Source organism: Lentzea sp. NPDC055074, from assembly GCF_053608005.1.
Genome location: NZ_JBSGUQ010000019.1, coordinates 85,767 through 104,677, shown reverse-complemented (window position 1 = coordinate 104,677; position 18,911 = coordinate 85,767). Strand labels below are relative to the sequence as shown.

Sequence of the window (18,911 nt, the reverse complement as noted above, 5' to 3'; positions counted from 1 at the left end):
AGAGCAAAGGAGCGTGTCGCAAAGAGACGTCATCCATTCGTGTACTGCAACTTGCAGATCGCAGGTTCGGCGCGACAGTCTGCATGGGCTGCTTACGTAAGGACTGGAGCTCTGAGCCTGATGGCCGTCACGGTGTTCAGCCAACTGGACAAGTCGCTGCACTCCCACCTGGCCACACTCACCGATCTCGCCGAACGCGGCGACGACCAGACCGCTCTCGTACTCGCCAGGGTTGAGTTGCCGAGGGTGGTCGCGGTGGTGAAGGCGTTGCTCGACGAGCACCAGCCCGACGAGCACGGCCGGTGCGCGACCTGCAAGCGCGGCTGGTTCTCGAGGCGAATGCCCGCACCGTGCCGTGCTTATCTCTCGGCGCAGCTGATCCTGACCGTCGTCGGCCAGGAGACTTCACACGGCAAGCACCTGCGCTCGGTAGGCTGAATTTCCGGAACTCGATAGTTCTTCAGTTCCGTCGCGACCTGGGCCGGCTCCGCACCCCCCGACCGGAGCCGGCCCTTCTACGTCATCACCTCGCGTGACTGCCTCCGCGAAGATCAACACGGTTGGCTGAAAGATCTGCCACAGCACCGTTTCCGGCCTCATCATTGGTGGCGACGCGGCCTGATCCCGCCCCACGATGCCTGTGCCGACACGGAGGTGTTCCCGTGCCGACCCCGCATGACCGCGCCGACGAGCTCTCCGCCGTCCGGCCGCGCCGTCTGCTGCCCTTAGAGCGCCTCTAGAGCGCTCCCCTTCACAGCTCCCCTTCCCCGCCCTGTGCATCCGCCGCACAGGGCCATGCCGCTGTCCAGAAAAGGGAAACCACGTGAACCACCAACCCAGGACCACCACCGGCGAGCACACCCCGCACGGTCCTCCGCTGCTCTTGAAGCACGACCTGCCCGCGAGCTTCGTGCTGTTCCTCATCTCGATCCCGTTGTCGCTCGGCATCGCGCACGCCACGGGCGCGCCGCTGATGGCGGGCATCATCTCCGCGATCATCGGCGGCGTCGTCGTCGGCGCGATCAGCGGAGCACCGTTGCAGATCAGCGGGCCCGGCACCGGGCTCGTCGTCATCGTCGCCGGGCTGGTGGCGCAGTTCGGGTGGGCGGCCACCGCGGCGATCACGCTGGCCGCGGGCGTGCTGCAGCTCGCGCTGGGGCTCACCGGGATCAGCCGCCTGGTGATGTCGCTGTCCCCCGCCGTCGTACACGGCATGCTCGCCGGCATCGGCGTCTCGATCGCCGTCGGGCAGCTCGTGGTGGTGCTCGGCGGCACCGCGGCGTCGACCGTGCCCGCGAACCTCGCGCTGCTGCCGGGGTCGCTGGCCGACCTCTCGCTGGGCTCGGTGACCGCCGGCGCGGTGGCGATCGCGGTCCTGCTGCTGTGGCCCCGGATTCCGCGCGTCTCGCTGATCCCCGCGCCGCTGGTCGCCGTGGCCCTGGCGACCGCGCTGGCGTCCGTGCTGCGCCTCGACGTCGCGCGCGTCGACCTGCCGGACAGCCACGCGCTGACGTTCCCCGAGATGCCGCGGGGCAGCGTCGGCACGGTGCTCACGGCCGTCGTCACCGTCGCACTCGTGGCGAGCATGGAGTCGTTGCTGTCGGCCGTCGCCACGGACCGGCTGCACGACGGGCCGCGCGCCCGGCTCGACAAGGAGCTCATCGCGCAGGGCACCGGCAACGTGCTCACGGGCGCGCTCGGCGGGTTCCCGATCAGCGGTGGCCTGGCGCGCAGCTCCACGAACGTCGCGGCGGGCGCCAAGACCCGGTACGCCGCGATCTTCCAGGGTGTCTGGATCGCGGTGGCGGTGCTGGCGTTCGCTCCCGCCCTGAAACTGATCCCGTTGTCCGCGCTGGCGGGCGTGCTGTTCGTCGTCGGGCTCAAGCTCGTGTCGATCGACCGGATGCGGAACCTGCTGCGGCACGGGGAGTTCATGGTCTACGCGGCGACCGCTCTCGGCGTTGTCCTCTTCGGACTGCTGGAGGGCGTGGTCGCCGGTCTGGTGATCGCGTTGCTGCGCGCGTTGTACCGGTTGACGCACTGTTCGGTGCGTGTCGAGGGCAACCGGGTGTGCGTGCGCGGATCGTTGGTGTTCCTGGGAGTCGGGCGGCTCGTGCGGGAGCTGCGCAGGATGCCGCAGGGCGAGACCGTCCTGCTGGAGCTGCACGTCGACTACCTGGACCACGCGTCCTACGAGGCGATCAACGACTGGCGCGAGGGCTACGAACGGCTCGGCGGCCGAGTGCGGGTCGACGAGGTGCACGACACCTGGTACGACCGGGCGGACCAGGGCAAACCGGGGCGGCGCAAGACGTTGCCCGGCCCGTTGCCGCGCTGGTTCGCGCCGTGGTCGCACTGGCAGGGCACCCCGGACGCGGTCTCGTTGCCGGCGCAGCGGGCCTCGGCCGAAAGCGACCCGATGCTGCGCGGCATGCACGAGTTCGAACGCCGCTCGGCGCCGCTGGTGCGGCCGTTCCTGCACGAGCTGGCGGTGCGCGGGCAGCGGCCCCAGCAGTTGTTCATCACGTGTGCGGACTCCCGCGTGGTGCCCAACCTGATCACCACGTCCGGGCCGGGTGACCTGTTCTGCGTGCGCAACATCGGCAACCTGGTGCCGATGTCGTCCGCCGGCGACAGGTCCGTGGGCGCGGCGATCGAGTACGCGGTGGAGATCCTCGGCGTCAGCAAGATCGTCGTGTGCGGGCACTCCGACTGCGGCGCGATGAAGGCACTGGTGAAGGGGTCCGCGTCGCGCGGCTCGCACCTGCACTCGTGGCTGCGCAACGCCGAACCGTCGCTGATCAGGTTCCACGCGCCCACGTCACCGGGCTGCGCGGACCTGCCGGTGGCCGACCGGCTCGCCGTCGCGAACGTCGCGCAGCAGCTCGACAACCTGCTCGGCTACCCGAGCGTGCGGGAGGCGATCGCGGCGGGCACGCTGACGTTGAAGGGCATGTACTTCGACATCTCGAACGCCCGCGTGTACCTCGTGGACCCGGACCTCAACGGGCTCGAACCCGTGCCGTCACCGGCGTAGAAAAGCGAGGAGCCGCCCCGAAAAAGCTCGGGGCGGCTCCACTTGCGACTGTTCCTAGCAGGTGCCGATCCAGGAGCACTCCACGTCGAAGCGTTCCTGTGCGGGAACCTCGGTGCGGTCCTGTGCCGGAGCCTTGCGCTGCTGCGGCACTGACTGGACCTGCGGCGACACGGTGCCACCGTCCGAGGCCAGGCGCACGGCGATCCTGTCCTCGATGGTCTTCGGGCTGTTGAACAACAGGACGTTGTTCTGCACCACCGAGAACACGAGATCCCTGCCCGCGGCCGTCCTCACGTACCCGGACAGGCCCGAGACGCCCGAGAGCGACCCGGTCTTGGCCTTCACGTTGCCCGCGGCCGGGGTGTTCTTCATGCGGTTGACCAGCGTGCCGTCGACACCGGCGACCGGCAGCGACGCCTGCCACGCGGAGAACCACGGCTTGGTCTTCGCCTTGATCAGCACCGACGTGAGGTCGTCCGGCGAGAACTGGTCGAGCCGCGACATGCCGGAGCCGTCGAAGACCTCGACCGCGTTCGGGTCGACGCCCAGACCGGCCCACTTGGTGCTGAGCTGGTTGACGCCGTTGGTGAACGAGCCACCCGCGGTCTTGACCAGCACCTCGGCCAGCATGTTGTTGCTGTCCTTGAGCAACGGCACCATCAGCTCGCTGAGCTTCTGCGACGTGTCCGTCGCGAGGACCGCGGCACCGGCCGGGGCCTTCTGCCGCTTCACGCCACCGGTGACGGTGATCCCGCTGGCCTGCAAGGCCTTCTGGAACACCGACGTGACGAGCCCGGTCGGATCCTTGACCGTCGAGAGCCTGGTGGTCTCGACGGACGTCGAACCGCTGACGATGACGCGGTTCGTACCGTGCTCCCGTTCCACGGTGATGCCGGCGTTGCCGGTCGTCGCCGTGGACACGATCTGCACGTGGTCGTTCGCCGGTTCGGTCGTGACGACGGCCGGGGTGCCCGCCGCGGCACCCGGCTTGACGCGCACGACCACCGTGCCCGCGCTGAACTTCGCGTCCGGCGAGAGGGTGAGGGCCGACGTCTCCGCGCTGTAGGAGAACGGTTCGTCGTCCCACGCCCAGCCCGAGCCGTACGGTTGCGCGTCGAACTTGCTGTCGTCGACGACCAACGCGCCGTTGACCGTCGTGACACCGCTGGCCTTCAACGAGTCCGCGAGCTGCTGGTAGCGCAGCCGGGACATCGTCGGGTCCCCGCCGCCACGCAGCACCAGGTCGCCGTCGAGCACCGTCCCGGTCTTCGTTCCAGCGGAGACGAGCTCGGTCTTCCAGCGGAAGTCCGGGCCCAGCAGGTCCAGCGCCGTCGCCGTGGTGAGCAGCTTCAGGTTCGACGCGACCTGGGAACGCCTGCTGCTCTGCCTGGTGTAGATCACTTCTCCGGAGTTGGCGTCCCGCACGACCACGCCGACGTCCGCGCCCTTCAGCGCGTTGTCGGCGAGGATCGTGTCGAGATCAGCCGTGAGCGCCTCGTTTCCGACCGCCACGGCGCCGCCGCTGGACGACAGGGAGAACCCTGCCGCCACAGCGACGACCGCCCCCAGAACACGAAATTTCACGCTTCCACCTCTGATCGATCACCCGACCACAACGTGTGGAAGCTACCGGGCTTGTCCGTGCGCCTGTACGTGTGCGCCCCGAAGAAGTCCCGCTGTCCCTGCACGAGCGCGGCGGGCAGCCGCTCGGAGCGAAGTCCGTCGTAGTAGGCCAAAGCGGACACGAAGCCAGGAGTCGGCACGCCGGACTCGACCGCACGGACCACGACCCTGCGCCAAGCGGCCTCGGCGTTCTGCACCGCGTCGCGGAAGTAGTTGTCCACCAAAAGAGACGCGATGTTCGCGTTGGTGTCGTACGCCTCGCGGATGCGGTTGAGGAACTGCGCGCGGATGATGCAGCCGCCGCGCCAGATCGTCGCCATCGCGCCGAGGTCGATGTTCCAGTCGAACTCCTCCGACGCCGCGCGGATCATGTCGAAGCCCTGCGCGTACGCGACGACCTTCGACGCGTAAAGCGCCTGGCGCACGTCGTCGACCAGCTCGGCGTCCGGCTTCGCGACGACCTCGCTGGCACCGAACGCCTCGCGCACGGCCTTGCGCTGGTCGGTGTGACCGCTCAGGCTGCGGGCGAACACGGCCTCGGCGATACCGGTGACCGGGACGCCCAGCTCGAGCGCCTCCTGCACCGTCCAGCGGCCGGTGCCCTTCTGCTCCGCCGCGTCCTCGATGACCTGCACGAGCGGGTTGCCGTCGGCGTCGACGTGCTTGAGCACCTCGGCGGTGATCTCGACCAGGTACGACTCCAGGTCGCCCGAGTTCCACTGCGTGAAGACCTCGGAGATCTCCGCCGGCGACTGGCCACCGATGCGGGACAGCAGGTCGTACGCCTCGGCGATGAGCTGCATGTCGGCGTACTCGATGCCGTTGTGGACCATCTTCACGAAGTGACCGGCGCCGTCCGGCCCGACGTGCACGCAGCACGGCTGACCGTCCACCTTGGCCGCGATCTCCTCGAAGACCGGGCCGACGTGCTTGTAGGACTCCGCCGGACCGCCCGGCATGATGCTGGGGCCGTTGAGCGCGCCCTCCTCGCCACCGGAGATGCCGGCGCCGACGAACAGCAGCCCCTTCTCCTTCAGCGCGGCCTCACGGCGGCGCGTGTCGTTGAAGTGGGCGTTGCCGCCGTCGATCACCATGTCGCCCGGCTCGAGGATCCCGCTCAGCTCGTCGATGACGGCGTCGGTCGGGCCACCCGCCTTGACCATGATGATGATCTGGCGCGGCGTCTGCAGGCTGTCGACCAGGTCCTGCAACGTCTCCGCGCCGACGAAGTCACCCTCGTGGCCGTGCTCGTCGAGCAGGGCCTTCATCTTCGCGGGCGTCCGGTTGTGCACGGCAACCTTGAACCCGTGACGCGCGAGGTTGCGCGCGAGGTTGCTGCCCATGGTGGCAAGACCGGTGACCGCGATACGTGCTTTGCCTTCCGTCATGCGCACAGCCTGCCGTGTTCTCCGGCTTTGCGCGAGACGTCACAGGGTGTTCTCAGACTCCGTTTTGCCAGGTGAACCGCGTCACGTGCCGGTACGTATTGCTAGGCGTAAGTTGGCTTCATGACGGAATTCACGAGCGTGGGACGCTCGGCGACCGACCGTGCCCCGAGGTACGGATCGCAGCTGGTGAAGCACTTCACGGCCAAGGACCTCGAGGGGTCCTGGGAGGACACCCGCGGTTTCGTCCGCTTCTCCGCGGGCCTGGCGGAGTTCGAGGCCGCCGACGACGCGCTGATCATGCGCGTGGTGTGCACGTCGGAGGAGGACGTGGCCCGGCTGCGCGATGTCGTGGAACGGCACCTGGTCCGGTTCGGCACGCGCGACGAGCTGTCCGTCACGTGGGACTCAGGTAGCGAGAACTGACGCCGCGAGCCCGATGAGAGCGGTCCCACAGACCCGCTCGAACACCGCGCGGGTCTTGGGCCTGCTCAGCAGCCTGCCGAGCTGACGCGCGGACGGCACCACGATGACCCAGAACACCGCGAACACGCCGACCGTGACGGCACTGAGCATCGCCGCCTGGGGCAGCGGCGCGGCGTTCGGGTCCATCGCCTGCGGGATGAGGCTCAGGAACGTGAGCATCACCTTGGGGTTCAACAGGTCGCACAACATGCCGCGCAGGAACACGTTCTTCTGCCGGGGCTGTTCCTCGATCGGCTTGCTGGCCGACTTCAGCGTCATGACACCGATGTAGGCGAGGTAGACCGCGCCGATCGCCTTGACGACGAACAACGCCGTCGGCGCCGCCGCCACGAGCGCGGACAGCCCGAGCGTCGCGAGCGTCCCGTGGATCAGCAGCCCGGTGAGCACACCGAGTGCCGCCTCGACGCCTTTGCGGAGGCTCCTGACCGCGTTCCCCATGACCAGAACGAAGTCGGGACCGGGCACGACCGTGATCACCACGAGTGCCAGCAGGAACGACGTCCACGCGATGTGCATGCCGCAGATCGTCTGCGCTTCGTTCGTGTGCGTTCCAGCAGGTCAGTACGATGTTCGGTTATGCGCGAACAAGCCGAACTGGATTCGGTCGACTGGCACATCCTGGAGGAGTTGCAGAACGACGCGACGCTGCCGAACAGGACGCTGGCGGACATCGTGGGCCTGGCGCCCTCGTCGTGCCTGCAACGCGTCCGCCGCCTGCGCGACCTCGGCGTGATCACCGGGTGCCACGCCGTGGTGGACCCCGCCACCACAGGCCTGCCCCTCGAAGCCGTGATCTCGGTGAACGTGCGCCCGCACACCCGCCTGGTGGTGGCCGGCTTCCGCGCGTTCGTGATGGCGCAGCCGGAGACACGGTCGATCTTCCACGTCTCCGGCCAGGCCGACTTCCTGATCCACATCGCCGTCGCCGGCTCCGCGCACCTGCAGGCGTTCCTGATGGACAAGATCGCCTCCCGGACCGAGGTCAGGAACCTGACGTCGTCCGTGGTGCTGGAGCGCGTGGAGACCAGGGCCCTGACGCCGCCCGCGACCCTGCGCCCGACCCGGCGCCGCCGGGCTAGCGGATCAGCTCATCCAAGTTGATGGTCATCGGCGACGGCCGCATCACGTCGATCGTCCTGCTGGCGGCGGTGGCGAGCTCGTACCGGCCGTCCGCGAGCGCGTACGCGGCCATGCTCGCCGGGTCGTCGAGCGCGACGATCCAGTAGTTCGGGATCCCGGCCGCGGCGTACTCGCGCAGCTTCACCGCGAGGTCGACGTGCTCCGACTCCTCGGACATGATCTCGACGACGAGCGGCACGTCCTTGGCGTCGAACCGGGTCACGTCGTCGCGCAGGTCCCGGGTCACCACGAGGTCCGGCTTGCGCAGGAGCGGCCAGGGGCCGGCCTTGAGCAGGACGTCGAAGGAGTGCAGCACGTCGAGGTGGTCCGGCAGCTGGTCGAGCAGCATGCGCATGAGCACCAGGAGAGCGCGTTGGTGCCTGATGGGCCGCCCCGGCATCTCCACGAGCTCGCCGCCGACGATCTCGTGCCGCTTGCAGTCGTCCACGGACATCGCGTCGTACCCGGCCAGCGTCGTCATCACGCTCTGGTCATCGACTGACCGGGCACGGCCCTTGATCACTCAAGGGTGCGAACTCATTCCCCGGGCGAAGGCTTGATCACCCGGATCAGCCCCTCCTGCACCACGGTCGCCACCAGGTGCCCGTCCTGCGTGAAGAACCGCCCGGTAGCCAGCCCCCGATTCCCGGAGGCAGAAGGCGAAGCGGTGTCGTACAACAACCACTCGTCGGCCCGGAAAGGCCGGTGGAACCACATCGCGTGGTCCAGCGAAGCCCCGAGAACCTTGTCCAGCCCCCAATAAACCCCGTGCTTCGCCAGAACCCCGTCCAGCAACGTCATGTCCGAGGCGTACGTCATCACGCACAGGTGCAGCATCGGGTCGTCCGGCAGCTTGCCGTCGGCCTTCATCCACACCTGCGACGCGGCCTCGCCGGGACCGTCCTCACGCGACTCCCACGGCGGCTCGGTCACGTACCGGACGTCGATGGGGCGCGGGAACTTCAGGTTCACCAGCGGATAGGTCTTGGCGGACTCGCTCCACGTCGGCAGCGACTCCGGGTCCGGCACCTCGGGCATGGCCGACGAGTGCTCGTTGCCCTGCTCCTCCAGCTGGAAGGACGCGGACAGGGCGAAGATCGCCTTGCCGTGCTGCACGGCGACGACGCGGCGGGTCGTGAACGAGCGGCCGTCGCGGATGCGGTCGACCTCGTAGACGATCGGCACGCGCGGGTCGCCGGGGCGGATGAAGTACGAGTGCAGCGAGTGCACCCGTCGCTCGGCCGGGACGGTGCGGCCGGCGGCCACCAACGCCTGCCCCGCGACCTGGCCACCGAAGACGCGCACCGGGGACTCGGCCGGGGACACGCCCCGGTAGATGTTCTCCTCGATGCGTTCCAGGTCCAGCAACGCGACCAGGTCGTCCACTGCGGATTGTCCACTCAGGCCCGACGGGCTCGAAGCGGCGGCACGGGCGGCCTCAGTCACGGCAGCAACACTCCTCGAGATCCTGCAAGGCAAACGGCCCTGCTCCCCCAGTATGCGGGAGCAGGGCCGCCGTCACGACAGACCTGAGAGTCAGAGCACTCAGGCGTGGTCGTCCTCGCCCAGGCGGTGCACCCGGATGAGGTTGGTCGAGCCGATGGTGCCGGGAGGCGAGCCCGCGACGACGACCATGAGGTCACCGGCCGAGTAGCGGCCGATCTCGATCATGGCCACGTCCACCTGGCGGACCATCTCGTCGGTGGACTCCACCTTCGGGACCAGGAACGTCTCGGTGCCCCACGTCAGCGACAGCTGCGAGCGGACCGAGGGCTCCGGCGTGAAGGCGAGCAGCGGCAGGTGCGTGTGCAGGCGAGCGAGACGGCGGACCGTGTCGCCGGACTGCGTGAACGCGACCAGGGCCTTCGCGTTGAGGCGCTCGCCGATGTCGCGGGCCGCGTAGGAGATCACGCCGCGCTTGGTGCGCGGGACGTGCGTCAGCGGCGGCACGACGACCGACTCGGTCTCGACGGCCTCGATGATGCGGCCCATGGTCTGCACGGACTCGATGGCGTAGCGGCCGACCGAGGTCTCACCCGACAGCATCAGGGCGTCCGCGCCGTCGAGCACCGCGTTCGCGACGTCGGACGTCTCGGCGCGGGTCGGGCGGGAGTTCGTGATCATCGAGTCGAGCATCTGGGTCGCCACGATGACCGGCTTGGCGTTCTCGCGGGCGATCTGGATCGCCCGCTTCTGCACGAGCGGCACGTGCTCCAGCGGCAGCTCGACGCCCAGGTCACCACGGGCGACCATGACGCCGTCGAAGGCGAGGACGATGGCCTCGAGGTTGTCGACGGCCTCCGGCTTCTCGATCTTCGCGATCACCGGGAGCCGCTTGCCGCCGTTGCGGTCCATGACCTGGTGGACCAGGTCGATGTCCGCGGGCGAACGCACGAACGACAGTGCGATGAAGTCCACACCCAGCGAGAGCGCGAACTCGAGGTCCTCGATGTCCTTCTCCGACAGCGCCGGCACGGAGACGTCCATGCCGGGCAGCGAGAGGCCCTTGTTGTTGCTGACGGGTCCGCCCTCGGTGACCTCGCACACGACGTCGGAACCTTCGACGTCGACGACCACGAGGCCGACCTTGCCGTCGTCCACGAGCAGGCGGTCGCCGACCTTGGCGTCCTTCGCGAGCTCCTTGTACGTCGTCGACACGCGGTCATGCGTGCCCTCGACGTCCTCGACGGTGACGCGGACGACGTCGCCGGTGTTCCAGTCGACCGGACCCGCGGCGAAACGGCCGAGGCGGATCTTGGGGCCCTGGAGGTCGGCGAGGATGCCCACGGCGCGGCCGGACTCGTCGGCTGCCGCGCGGACCATGTCGTAGACCTGCTTGTGGTCGGCATGGCTGCCGTGGCTGAAGTTCATCCTGGCCACGTCCATACCGGCCGCTACCAGGTCACGGACCTTTTCCGGCGTGCCAGTGGCGGGACCGAGGGTACAGACGATCTTTGCGCGTCGACTCACGTGTAGAGAGAGTAGACCCCGTTCCTGGACCGATCCCGAACTACCACTCAGTAATGTTCTGACAATGGGTCGAGTACTTCCGTTCGTGATCGCGGTGTCGCTCAGCGTCGTCGTGTTGTTCACCCCCGAGTCAGGTGTGCCGAGCTCGCCACCCGGCACGGACAAGGTGGTCCACACCCTGCTGTTCGCCCTGCTCGCCTTCACCGGACTGTACGCGAAGATTCCTCGCGTTTTGCTGTGGCTGGTGCTGTACGCAGGCGTTTCGGAGGTTCTGCAGCAGCTGATCACGCCGCTCCACCGCAGCGGGGACGTGCTCGACGCACTGGTGGACGTGCTCGGGATCGGCCTGGGCTGGGCTATCGCCTCGGTTGTTCGCTCACGCCGACGTGGTCCTCGCACCACGAGTTGAAGTCCTTGAGCTGCCTCCAGGACTTCCGCACCCTGTCGAGACACCCCGGCTCGTGCAGCACGTCGTCCGGCTCCCACACCTTGCGCACGTAGATCGACCGGTGCCGCAGCAGGTCGAGGTGCGGGTGGTCGTCCGCGAACCCGCGCGGCTTCGACCTCATCACGTCACCGGCGAGCGTCCACCCCTGCCGCACCAGCTTGTCCACGATCTTGCGCAGCAGGATCCCGTGCGCGTCCACGGACGCCCGGTAGCGCGCCAGCTGGTCCGACTGCATGTGGAACGACCCGCCGCCGGTCATCAGGCCCTCGGGGCTGAGCTGCACGTAGTACGCGCCGCCGCCGCGGCCCTTCTCGATCACACCGCCGCAGTGGTCCTTGTACGGCGTCTTGTCCTTGGCGAACCGCACGTCGCGGTACGGGCGGAACACCTTGCCCTCGCCGAACTCCTTCTCCAGCGCGAGCAGCAGGGCCTCCATGGGGGCCCGCACGTCGCGCAGGTAGGTCTCCTTGTTGTCGTCCCAGTACGCCTTCGAGTTGTCCAGAACCAGGCCGTCGTAGAAGTCGATGGCGTACTCGCCGAAACCGCTGAACGTCACCGAGTCAGCCTAGGCCGATCGCCCATGTGCGTGAAAATTCGTTTGAGGACACACAATCGGGACCATAATCCGACGAATGCCACGCCGTATCAACGCGCTCGCGACCTGGCTCCTCCAACTCGGGCCGGACGAGGTGGCCGCGATCCTCCTGCACCGCCGCGACGTCGCGGACCGCTACATCCGCACGGTGAAGGACCTCGCGACCCAGCTGACCGACTCCGACTCGGTGCACGCGGCCGAGGACACGCTGGACCAGGGCGCGCTCGACGTGCTCGGGGCGATCGTGACGCAGGGGAACACCGGCACGATCGACACGGTGTGCGCCGAGCTGCGGTGCTCGGTCGGCGACTTCGAGCGGGCGTTCGGCGAGCTGAAGAAGCGGGCGCTGGCGTGGCCGGAGGGGGCGCGGCTCGTCGCGGTGAACTCGGTGCGGGCGACCGGGGCGACGCAGGGGCAGCTGACGTTGCGGCCGAAGACCCCCGGCAGGCGCAGGGCGTCCGAGGTCTCCCCCATCGTGGCCGCGATGTCCATCGTGGACGGTGTGGCGCGACTGCTGGCGCACTGCGAGCAGGACAACTTCGACGCCCGCTACACCGGTGGCGTGGCGACCGTGGAGATCCGGCGGGTCGCACGGGCCCTGCGGGTCGCGGACGGGGTGCTGCGGCTCTGGCTGGAGCTCGCGGTGGAGGCGCAGTTGCTCGGCGTGGAACGGTCCCGGCTGCTGCCGACCAGGCAGGGTGACGAGTGGCTCGGCTCCCCGCCGGGGCTGCGGTTGTCCGCGCTGGTCGCGGCGTGGCGGCGGATGGACTGGCGGCCGGAGCCGGACCTGGCGCGGGCGGCGTTGCGCGACTACACGGGTGCGGCGGGGCTGGTGCTGCGGCGCAGCGCGCTGGAGCGGTTCTCCGCCGAGGAGGCCTTCACCAGCACCGCCGAACTGGTCGAGGACCTCGCCTGGGGCCGTCCCGGTGTGCACGACGTGCGGGCGACGGCGGCGGTGATCGGTGAGATGGAGTCGCTGGGCCTGGTGGCCGGGGGCGCGCTCACACCGCTGGGGGTGGCGGTGCTGCACGACGGCGATGTCGACGCCGCCGCGAGCGAGTTGATGCCGCCGGCGACGGAGAAGGCCGCGTTCCAGACGGACATGACCGCGGTGGTGAACGGTCTGCCGTCGCCGGAGCTGAGCGCGACGCTGAACCTGGTGGCGGACCTGGAGGACAACGACGCGGCACGGGTGTGGCGGCTGTCCGCCGGGTCGGTGCGGCGCGCACTCGACTCGGGGCTGTCCGCCGACGAGGTGCTCGCGAGGCTGGCCGCCGTGTCGGAGGCCGCGTTACCGCAGGTGATCGAGTACCAGGTGCGGGACGTGGCGCGGCGGCACGGGCAGCTGACGGTGACGGACGTGGCGAGCTGCGTCCGGGCCACGGATCCCCTGTTGTTGCAGGAGATCGCGAAGTCGAAGCGGCTCGGGTCGCTGAAGCTGCGGTTCCTCGCGCCGACGGTGCTGGCGTCGGCGCAGCCGATGGCCGACACGCTCACGGCGTTGCGCCGCTGCGGGTACGCGCCGACCGGCCTGGACGCCGACGACAGGTCCGTTGTGGAGACCGTCGGACGGCTGCGCGCCGCGGCCCGTGGTGAACGACGCTCCGAGCAGTGGTGGCGGACCGAGCTCGACGACCTGGAACTGGCCCAGCTCGCGGTCCGGCTGGTGGAGCAGGAACGGCCGAGCGCGGGCCGTGGCACCCCGCGGGCCAACGCGGCGCGGATGTTGCGCGACCAGAACGTCTTCCTGCGCGACGAAGAGGTGGTGCTGCTGTCGTCGGCGCTGGTCGATGGGAGCCGCGTCGAGATCGAGTACGCGAGCGGGCCGCGCCTGACCGAGACGCACGTCGTCGTGCCGACCAAGCACCTCGAAGGGGTGCTGAGCGCGGACTGCGAGGACGGCACGAGCCGGGAGTTCGACCTCGGGCACGTCCGCAAGGTCGCCCTGCCGCAGTGACGCGGTGCGAGTGGTCCGGCCCGGATGAACAGCTGGTGAAGTCCCGCGGTGGCCGGTGATCACGTGCTGATACTGGACGCGTGGCCGATCCGTTTTCCGCCGGACTGCTGATGGTGCTGGAGACCGTGCTGGAGCGCGTGCTGCTCGGTCTCTTCGACGTCGTGCACAAGGGCGCCAGGGACAAGAAGCGCCGGCGAGAGCTGACCAGGCCGGGGCCGCTGGTGGAGCGGGTCAGCTCCGAGCTCGCGCGTGGTGAGCTGAGCACCGTCGAGGACCACGAGTGGCAGGCCGCCGTGGACGCGGTGCGCGAATCCATCGAGGCCGCGCTGCCGTTGCGCCCGGACGAGGCGCTGCGGATCATGCTGACGCCCGAGTCGTTGCGGGCCCACGTTCTCGCGAAGTCGCAGGCGATCCGGCGGGCGGCGGGGCTGTCGGACCAGGCGACGGCGGTCTACGACGCGTTGCTGCTGCGGGTGTGCGTCGCGGTCGTGGAACTGGTGTGGTCGCAACCGGAGTACGCGCGGCGGCTCGCGGTGGAGATGTACCGGATGGGCCGCGCGACCGCCGATGCCGTGGCACGGCTCGCGGACCAGCGGCAACTGGCGCTCACCGCGTCACACCGGGACTTCGAGGACCGCTACGCCGAGCAGGTCGTGCACGCGCTGGGCGGGCTGGAGCTGTTCGGGGTCTCGCGCGGACGGGCGCCGCGGCGGCAGTCGTTCGACACGTCGTACGTGTCACTGGCGGTGGCGCGGGTCGGGGAGACCGACGAGCTGACCGGCGCCGGGCTGCCGGTCGCGGCGGCGCTCGCGGACACGCCGCGGGTCCTGGTCAGGGGCGGCGCGGGCGCGGGCAAGACGACGTTCCTGCGCTGGCTCGCGATGAACGCGCTGGGCGAGACGCGGACCTCGGGCGACGAGTGGCTCGGGCTCGTGCCGTTCTTCGTGCCGCTGCGGCAGTGCACGACGCTGCCGAAGCCGGAGGAGTTCATCGCGCCGACCGCCTCGATGATCGACGAGGAGAAGCCGCCGGGGTGGGTCACCGCGCGGCTCAAGGAGGGCCGCGCGGTCGTCCTGGTCGACGGCGTGGACGAGCTGGTGCAGGAACGGCGGGCCGAGGCGCGGCTGTGGCTCGAGAAGCTGGTCAAGGCCTACCCGGACGCCCGGTACGCGATCACGACCCGCCCGGCCGCGGTGCCGGAGGACTGGCTGGAGGACCTCGACTTCGCCGCGTTCGACCTGTTGCCGTTGAGCGACAAGGGCGTGCGCGACTTCGTGGAGGCCTGGCACACCGCCGCCAGCGACGAACCGGGGCTGACGCGGGACGCACGGGTGTGGCTCACCGAGTGCGAGGCACGGCTGGTGGCGACGCTCGCGAAGCGTCCGGACCTGCGGCGGCTGGCGTCGAGCCCGTTGCTGGCGGGGTTGTTGTGCGCGTTGCACCAGGACCGGAACATGCACCTGCCGCGCGACCGCCGCTCGTTGTACGAGGCCGCCCTGGACCTGCTGCTGGTGCGGTGGGACGAGGACCGCGGGCTCGCGCTGCCGTCGTTCTCCAAGGAGGAGCAGCTCGTTCTGCTGCAACGGTTCGCGTACTCGCTGGTGCGCAACCGCGAGCTGATGGTGCCACGTGAGGAGGCCGTGCACCGGCTCGGGAACGCGATGCGCGGGCTGCGGTCGCACGACATCGACCCCGACGAGGCGATGCAGCGGTTGCTCGAACGGGCCGGGCTGCTGCGGGAGGTGTCGTCGGAACGCGTGCAGTTCGTGCACCGGACGTTCCGGGACTACCTGGCGGCCAAGGAGGTCGTGGACGCGGGCGACCTGAACCTGTTGGTGGACAGGGCACATCTCGACGAGTGGCACGACGTGGTGGTGATGGCGGTCGCGCACGCCCGTCCGCGCGAACGGGCCCGCGTGCTGATGGACCTGCTGGCGGGCAACGACGACACGCGCAAGGACGAGCGCGGCCGGGACAAGCTGCGGCTGCTCGCGCTGGCGTGCCTCGACCAGGCCGACGTGATCGAACCGGAGAGCGCCCGTGCCCAGGTGACGGCCGCGGCGGCGTCGCTCATCCCGCCGACGAGCTTCGCGCACGCCGACGCGCTGTCCGAGGCCGGGTCGTTCGTGGTGGACCTGCTGCCGGGCCCCGAGGCGTCCGACGAGGCCGCCTACATCGTGCGGACGCTGGCCAACATCGGCGGCGAGGGCGCGTGGGAGCGGATCGCGGAGTTCGTGGCCGTGGACCACGCGATGGTGATCGACGAGCTGCTGCGGGCGTGGCGGAACACGCCGGACGCGGAGAAGTACGCCCGGTCCGTTCTGTCCGAAGTGGACTTCGGTGACCGGCGGGTGGACGTCCGCGGCTGGCACCGGATCCAGTTCATCATGCACCTGGAGAAGCTGCGGTACGTGCGGTGCATCGGCAACATCGACCCGCTGGACCCGTTGGGCGCCATGCCGTCGCTGCACCGGCTGGAGCTGTGGCAGAACGAGGTGATGCGCGACCTCTCGCCGCTCGCCCGGTCGCGGTCGCTCGAGGAGCTGCACCTGAGCCGGTGCCGGCCGCTCGGACGGATCGACCTCACGCCGGTGAAGGACCTCGGCGAGCTGCACCTGCACTTCAGCCGGGTCGACCTGGGGTCGCTGGAGGGCGGTGCGGTGCGGCGCCTGCAGATCCGCGACTCGGCCACCGACGACGGGCTGGGCGCGTTGCCTGGCCTGCCCGCGTTGCGCGAGCTGGCGATCGACCACCGCCCGCCCTACCCGCTGGCGGGGCTGGAGCGGTGGCCGACCATCACGTCGCTGGAGGTGTTCGGTGTGCCGGCGACGGACGACCTGCGCGTCCTGCCGGCGCTGGAACACCTCGTGGTGCACCAGCCGGAGTCGCTCGCGCGGCTCGAGGAGCTGCGCGGTCAGCTGCCCGGGGTGCGCATCACGACGTGACGCCGTTCAGCCGGCGTCACCACTGGATGTCGTCGAGGCTGTCGAGCGGCCTGCGTTCGGTGTCCTCCAGCAGCTGCACCGACGCCGTGTCGGCGGCGTGCAGCTCGGCCGGGAAGGTGAAGCTCACCCGCTTCTCGATCTCGGTCAGCGACACCTGGAACACCCGGAACTCGTCCAGGTCGAGAGCCTCGGCCAGGACGATGTTCTGCGTGAGCAGGAACGCGCTGCAGCGCAGCTCGCCGTCGACCACGAACGCGATCGCCTTGTAGAACTCGCGCGGGATCGCGACGCCGCGGAACACCCTGTCGTCGGCGTTGAAGACCGGCCCGCCGTAGACGCTGACCTTGAGGTTGTCGACGTCGACGTCCGCGAGCACCGCGTCCTCGAGCCGGCCCCAGAGGCCTTCCTTGGTGCTCTGGTTGAAGTCGTCCATCTGCGGCGTGATGTTCGTGAAGAAGAACGAGTCCCTGTTCGCCTTCTGCGCCTCGGCCTTCGGGCCCCAGCACAGGTCGGCGCGGCGGGCGAGGTGGCCGCGGTCGAGCCGGTTGTCGCGGTAGAGCTCGTCTCCGGTCTGGAACTCGGCCGGGACGCGCTTGTCCTTGACGAACGGGATGTTGCTGCGGCTCAGCGCCTTCATCTCGCCGCCGTCGATGTTCCACGCGACCCAGCTCGCGAACTTGCGCGACTTGCTCATCGCGAGCGAGAAGTGCGTGTAGTCGATCGTGGTGGAGCCGTCGAGCTCGACCGCGTCGGCCGCGCCCGACTCGGTCAGGACGGGCGTCCCGGCAGCGGTGCCGAGGAACTTCGCGTCGAATCCCGCACTGGTCATGTGTCGCCCCCTACTGGTTCATCTGCAGGGTCGACATCTCCCACAGGGCCGTTAGCCGCATGCACCCGAACGGCCCAGTGTTCATCAGCTCTTCTCGACGAGTTTCCCGTCGGCGGCGATCGCGAACCACTGATGACCACCTGAACGAGAGGCGCCGCGACCGCGCCCCACGGTCGCGGCGCCTTTTCCTACCGGCCGACGAGGTCGACCGTCCTGCCCGCCTTGCGCGACTCGTCGACCCACTGGTCGATCGCCTGCCCGCAGGCCTGGTCGAGGTGCCTGACCTCGCTCAGGTCCATCCGGACGTGCTCCCGGTCCACCCGGTCGAGCTGGTCGAGCAGCACCGGGAGCTTCAGGAACGTCGCGTTGCCGCGCAACGCCACCCCCTCCGGCGTCACGGTCACCTGGAGCCGGGAGACGTCCCAGGCCGTCTTGACGACCGCGGCCAGCAGACCGGCGACGGTGCCCGTCAGGAGGTCGGTCGCCACGATGAGACCGGCCGTCAGGACGAAGATGAGGCTCTCGGCCCTGTCGGTGCGCCACAGCGCGACCACCTCGCGCAGGCCCAGCAGCTTCCACCCGGCGTGCACCAGCACGGCCGCCAGCACGGCGACCGGGATCAGCGTGAGCAGGCCCGGCAGCAGCACCACGAACAGCAGCAGCCACACGCCGTGCAGCACCCGCGACGCCTTCGTCCGGGCGCCGGCGTTGACGTTCGCCGAGCTGCGCACGATCACCGCCGTCATCGGCAACGCACCGAGCAGGCCGCAGATCGTGTTGCCGGCGCCCTGCGCGACCAGTTCCTTGTTGTACTGCGTGCGCGGACCGGTGTGCATGCGGTCGACCGCGGCCGCGCTGAACATCGACTCGGCCGAGGCGACGAGGGCGAACACCACGGCCGTGCCGACGACCCCTGTGTCGAGCAACGAGAAGTCCGGCAGGTGCACGTCGGCCGACAGCGTGCCGACCGTGATCTTGTCGACCTCCAGCGCGAACACCGCCGCCACCGCGGTGCACACGACCACTCCCACGAGGATGCCGGGCACCACGCGCATCGGCGTTCGCTGCCACAGCACCATGATGAGCACGGTGCCCAGGCCGAGCGCCACCGCGACCGGTGAGACGACCAGGTGCTTCAGCTGACCGAAGATCAGCACGAGCCCGATGCCCGCGAGCATGCCCTGAACGACGGACGGCGAGATCGCGCGGAACCACCGCCCGCACCTCAGTAAGCCCAGCAGCACCTGCAGCAGGCCCGCGCCGAGCACGATCACACCCAGCGCCTGGATCCCGTGCCGGCTGACGGCATCCGCCACCAGCACCGTCAGCCCGGCGGCCGGTCCGCTCACCTGCATCGTGCTGCCCGGCAGCAGGCCGACGACGATGCCGCCGACCACGCCGGTCACGATGCCGAGCTCGGCCGGCACCCCGGACGCCACCGCCACGCCCACGCACAGCGGCAACGCCACGAGGAACACGACGACCGATGCGCCGAGATCGGTCCAGTACTTCTTCAT

Annotated in this window: 16 protein-coding genes; 7 read left to right on the top strand and 9 right to left on the bottom strand. The window is 69.6% G+C overall.

What is annotated here, in order from left to right:
- Positions 1-120 precede the first annotated feature (120 nt).
- Both ACWF7A_RS34155 and ACWF7A_RS34150 read left to right on the top strand, forming a co-directional pair.
- Positions 121-438, top strand: coding sequence for a hypothetical protein (locus tag ACWF7A_RS34155; RefSeq protein WP_089917134.1), 318 nt, complete (start codon positions 121-123; stop codon positions 436-438).
- A 385-nt stretch (positions 439-823) separates the two neighbouring features.
- Positions 824-3,037, top strand: a complete 2,214-nt coding sequence (locus ACWF7A_RS34150; RefSeq protein WP_452254634.1) for a SulP family inorganic anion transporter — start codon at positions 824-826, stop codon at positions 3,035-3,037.
- A 54-nt stretch (positions 3,038-3,091) separates the two neighbouring features.
- Here the strand turns inward: ACWF7A_RS34150 and dacB are convergent, their stop codons facing one another.
- Both dacB and gndA read right to left on the bottom strand, forming a co-directional pair.
- A complete protein-coding gene (dacB, locus tag ACWF7A_RS34145; RefSeq protein ID WP_452254633.1) occupies positions 3,092-4,621 on the bottom strand; it encodes a D-alanyl-D-alanine carboxypeptidase/D-alanyl-D-alanine endopeptidase in 1,530 nt (509 codons plus the stop codon).
- Positions 4,618-6,048: an NADP-dependent phosphogluconate dehydrogenase gene (gndA, locus tag ACWF7A_RS34140; RefSeq protein ID WP_452254632.1), complete on the bottom strand. Its 1,431-nt coding sequence runs from the start codon at positions 6,046-6,048 to the stop codon at positions 4,618-4,620. The genes dacB and gndA overlap by 4 nt, the downstream gene beginning before the upstream one ends.
- A 120-nt stretch (positions 6,049-6,168) precedes the next feature.
- Between gndA and ACWF7A_RS34135 the strand changes: the two genes are divergently transcribed.
- Positions 6,169-6,471 (top strand): DUF2218 domain-containing protein, encoded by a 303-nt coding sequence (locus ACWF7A_RS34135; protein WP_189158634.1) that lies wholly within the window; start codon positions 6,169-6,171, stop codon positions 6,469-6,471.
- Here the strand turns inward: ACWF7A_RS34135 and ACWF7A_RS34130 are convergent.
- Positions 6,454-7,047: a LysE family translocator gene (locus ACWF7A_RS34130; protein WP_452254631.1), complete on the bottom strand. Its 594-nt coding sequence runs from the start codon at positions 7,045-7,047 to the stop codon at positions 6,454-6,456. The genes ACWF7A_RS34135 and ACWF7A_RS34130 overlap by 18 nt on opposite strands.
- Positions 7,048-7,107: 60 nt before the next feature.
- On the opposite strand from ACWF7A_RS34130, the gene ACWF7A_RS34125 reads away from it, so the two are divergent.
- On the top strand, positions 7,108-7,632 hold the full coding sequence (locus ACWF7A_RS34125; protein WP_452254630.1) for an Lrp/AsnC family transcriptional regulator: 525 nt from the start codon (positions 7,108-7,110) through the stop codon (positions 7,630-7,632).
- Here the strand turns inward: ACWF7A_RS34125 and ACWF7A_RS34120 are convergent.
- The 3 genes from ACWF7A_RS34120 to pyk all read right to left on the bottom strand — a co-directional run bounded on the left by ACWF7A_RS34120 (position 7,607) and on the right by pyk (position 10,620).
- Positions 7,607-8,131, bottom strand: coding sequence for a Uma2 family endonuclease (locus ACWF7A_RS34120; protein ID WP_452254629.1), 525 nt, complete (start codon positions 8,129-8,131; stop codon positions 7,607-7,609). The two genes, ACWF7A_RS34125 and ACWF7A_RS34120, sit on opposite strands and share 26 nt — an antisense overlap.
- 56 nt (positions 8,132-8,187) lie before the next feature.
- Entirely contained in the window at positions 8,188-9,096 is a 909-nt protein-coding gene (gene tesB, locus ACWF7A_RS34115; protein WP_452254628.1) for an acyl-CoA thioesterase II, read from the bottom strand.
- 99 nt (positions 9,097-9,195) lie between these two features.
- Positions 9,196-10,620: a pyruvate kinase gene (gene pyk / locus ACWF7A_RS34110; protein WP_452254627.1), complete on the bottom strand. Its 1,425-nt coding sequence runs from the start codon at positions 10,618-10,620 to the stop codon at positions 9,196-9,198.
- A gap of 64 nt (positions 10,621-10,684) precedes the next feature.
- On the opposite strand from pyk, the gene ACWF7A_RS34105 reads away from it, so the two are divergent.
- A complete protein-coding gene (locus ACWF7A_RS34105; RefSeq protein WP_452254626.1) occupies positions 10,685-11,029 on the top strand; it encodes a VanZ family protein in 345 nt (114 codons plus the stop codon).
- On the opposite strand, the gene ACWF7A_RS34100 is transcribed toward ACWF7A_RS34105, so the two are convergent.
- Positions 10,977-11,624, bottom strand: a complete 648-nt coding sequence (locus ACWF7A_RS34100; RefSeq protein WP_452254625.1) for a DUF2461 domain-containing protein — start codon at positions 11,622-11,624, stop codon at positions 10,977-10,979. The genes ACWF7A_RS34105 and ACWF7A_RS34100 overlap by 53 nt on opposite strands.
- A gap of 76 nt (positions 11,625-11,700) precedes the next feature.
- On the opposite strand from ACWF7A_RS34100, the gene ACWF7A_RS34095 reads away from it, so the two are divergent.
- A complete protein-coding gene (locus ACWF7A_RS34095; RefSeq protein ID WP_452254624.1) occupies positions 11,701-13,620 on the top strand; it encodes a helicase-associated domain-containing protein in 1,920 nt (639 codons plus the stop codon).
- An 80-nt stretch (positions 13,621-13,700) separates the two neighbouring features.
- Entirely contained in the window at positions 13,701-16,565 is a 2,865-nt protein-coding gene (locus ACWF7A_RS34090) for an NACHT domain-containing protein (protein ID WP_452254623.1), read from the top strand.
- Between the two features lie 16 nt (positions 16,566-16,581).
- Here ACWF7A_RS34090 and ACWF7A_RS34085 read toward each other — a convergent pair whose 3' ends face one another.
- Both ACWF7A_RS34085 and ACWF7A_RS34080 read right to left on the bottom strand, forming a co-directional pair.
- A complete protein-coding gene (locus ACWF7A_RS34085; protein WP_452254622.1) occupies positions 16,582-17,394 on the bottom strand; it encodes a DNA/RNA non-specific endonuclease in 813 nt (270 codons plus the stop codon).
- 188 nt (positions 17,395-17,582) lie between these two features.
- Positions 17,583-18,911: a SulP family inorganic anion transporter gene (locus ACWF7A_RS34080; RefSeq protein WP_452254621.1), complete on the bottom strand. Its 1,329-nt coding sequence runs from the start codon at positions 18,909-18,911 to the stop codon at positions 17,583-17,585.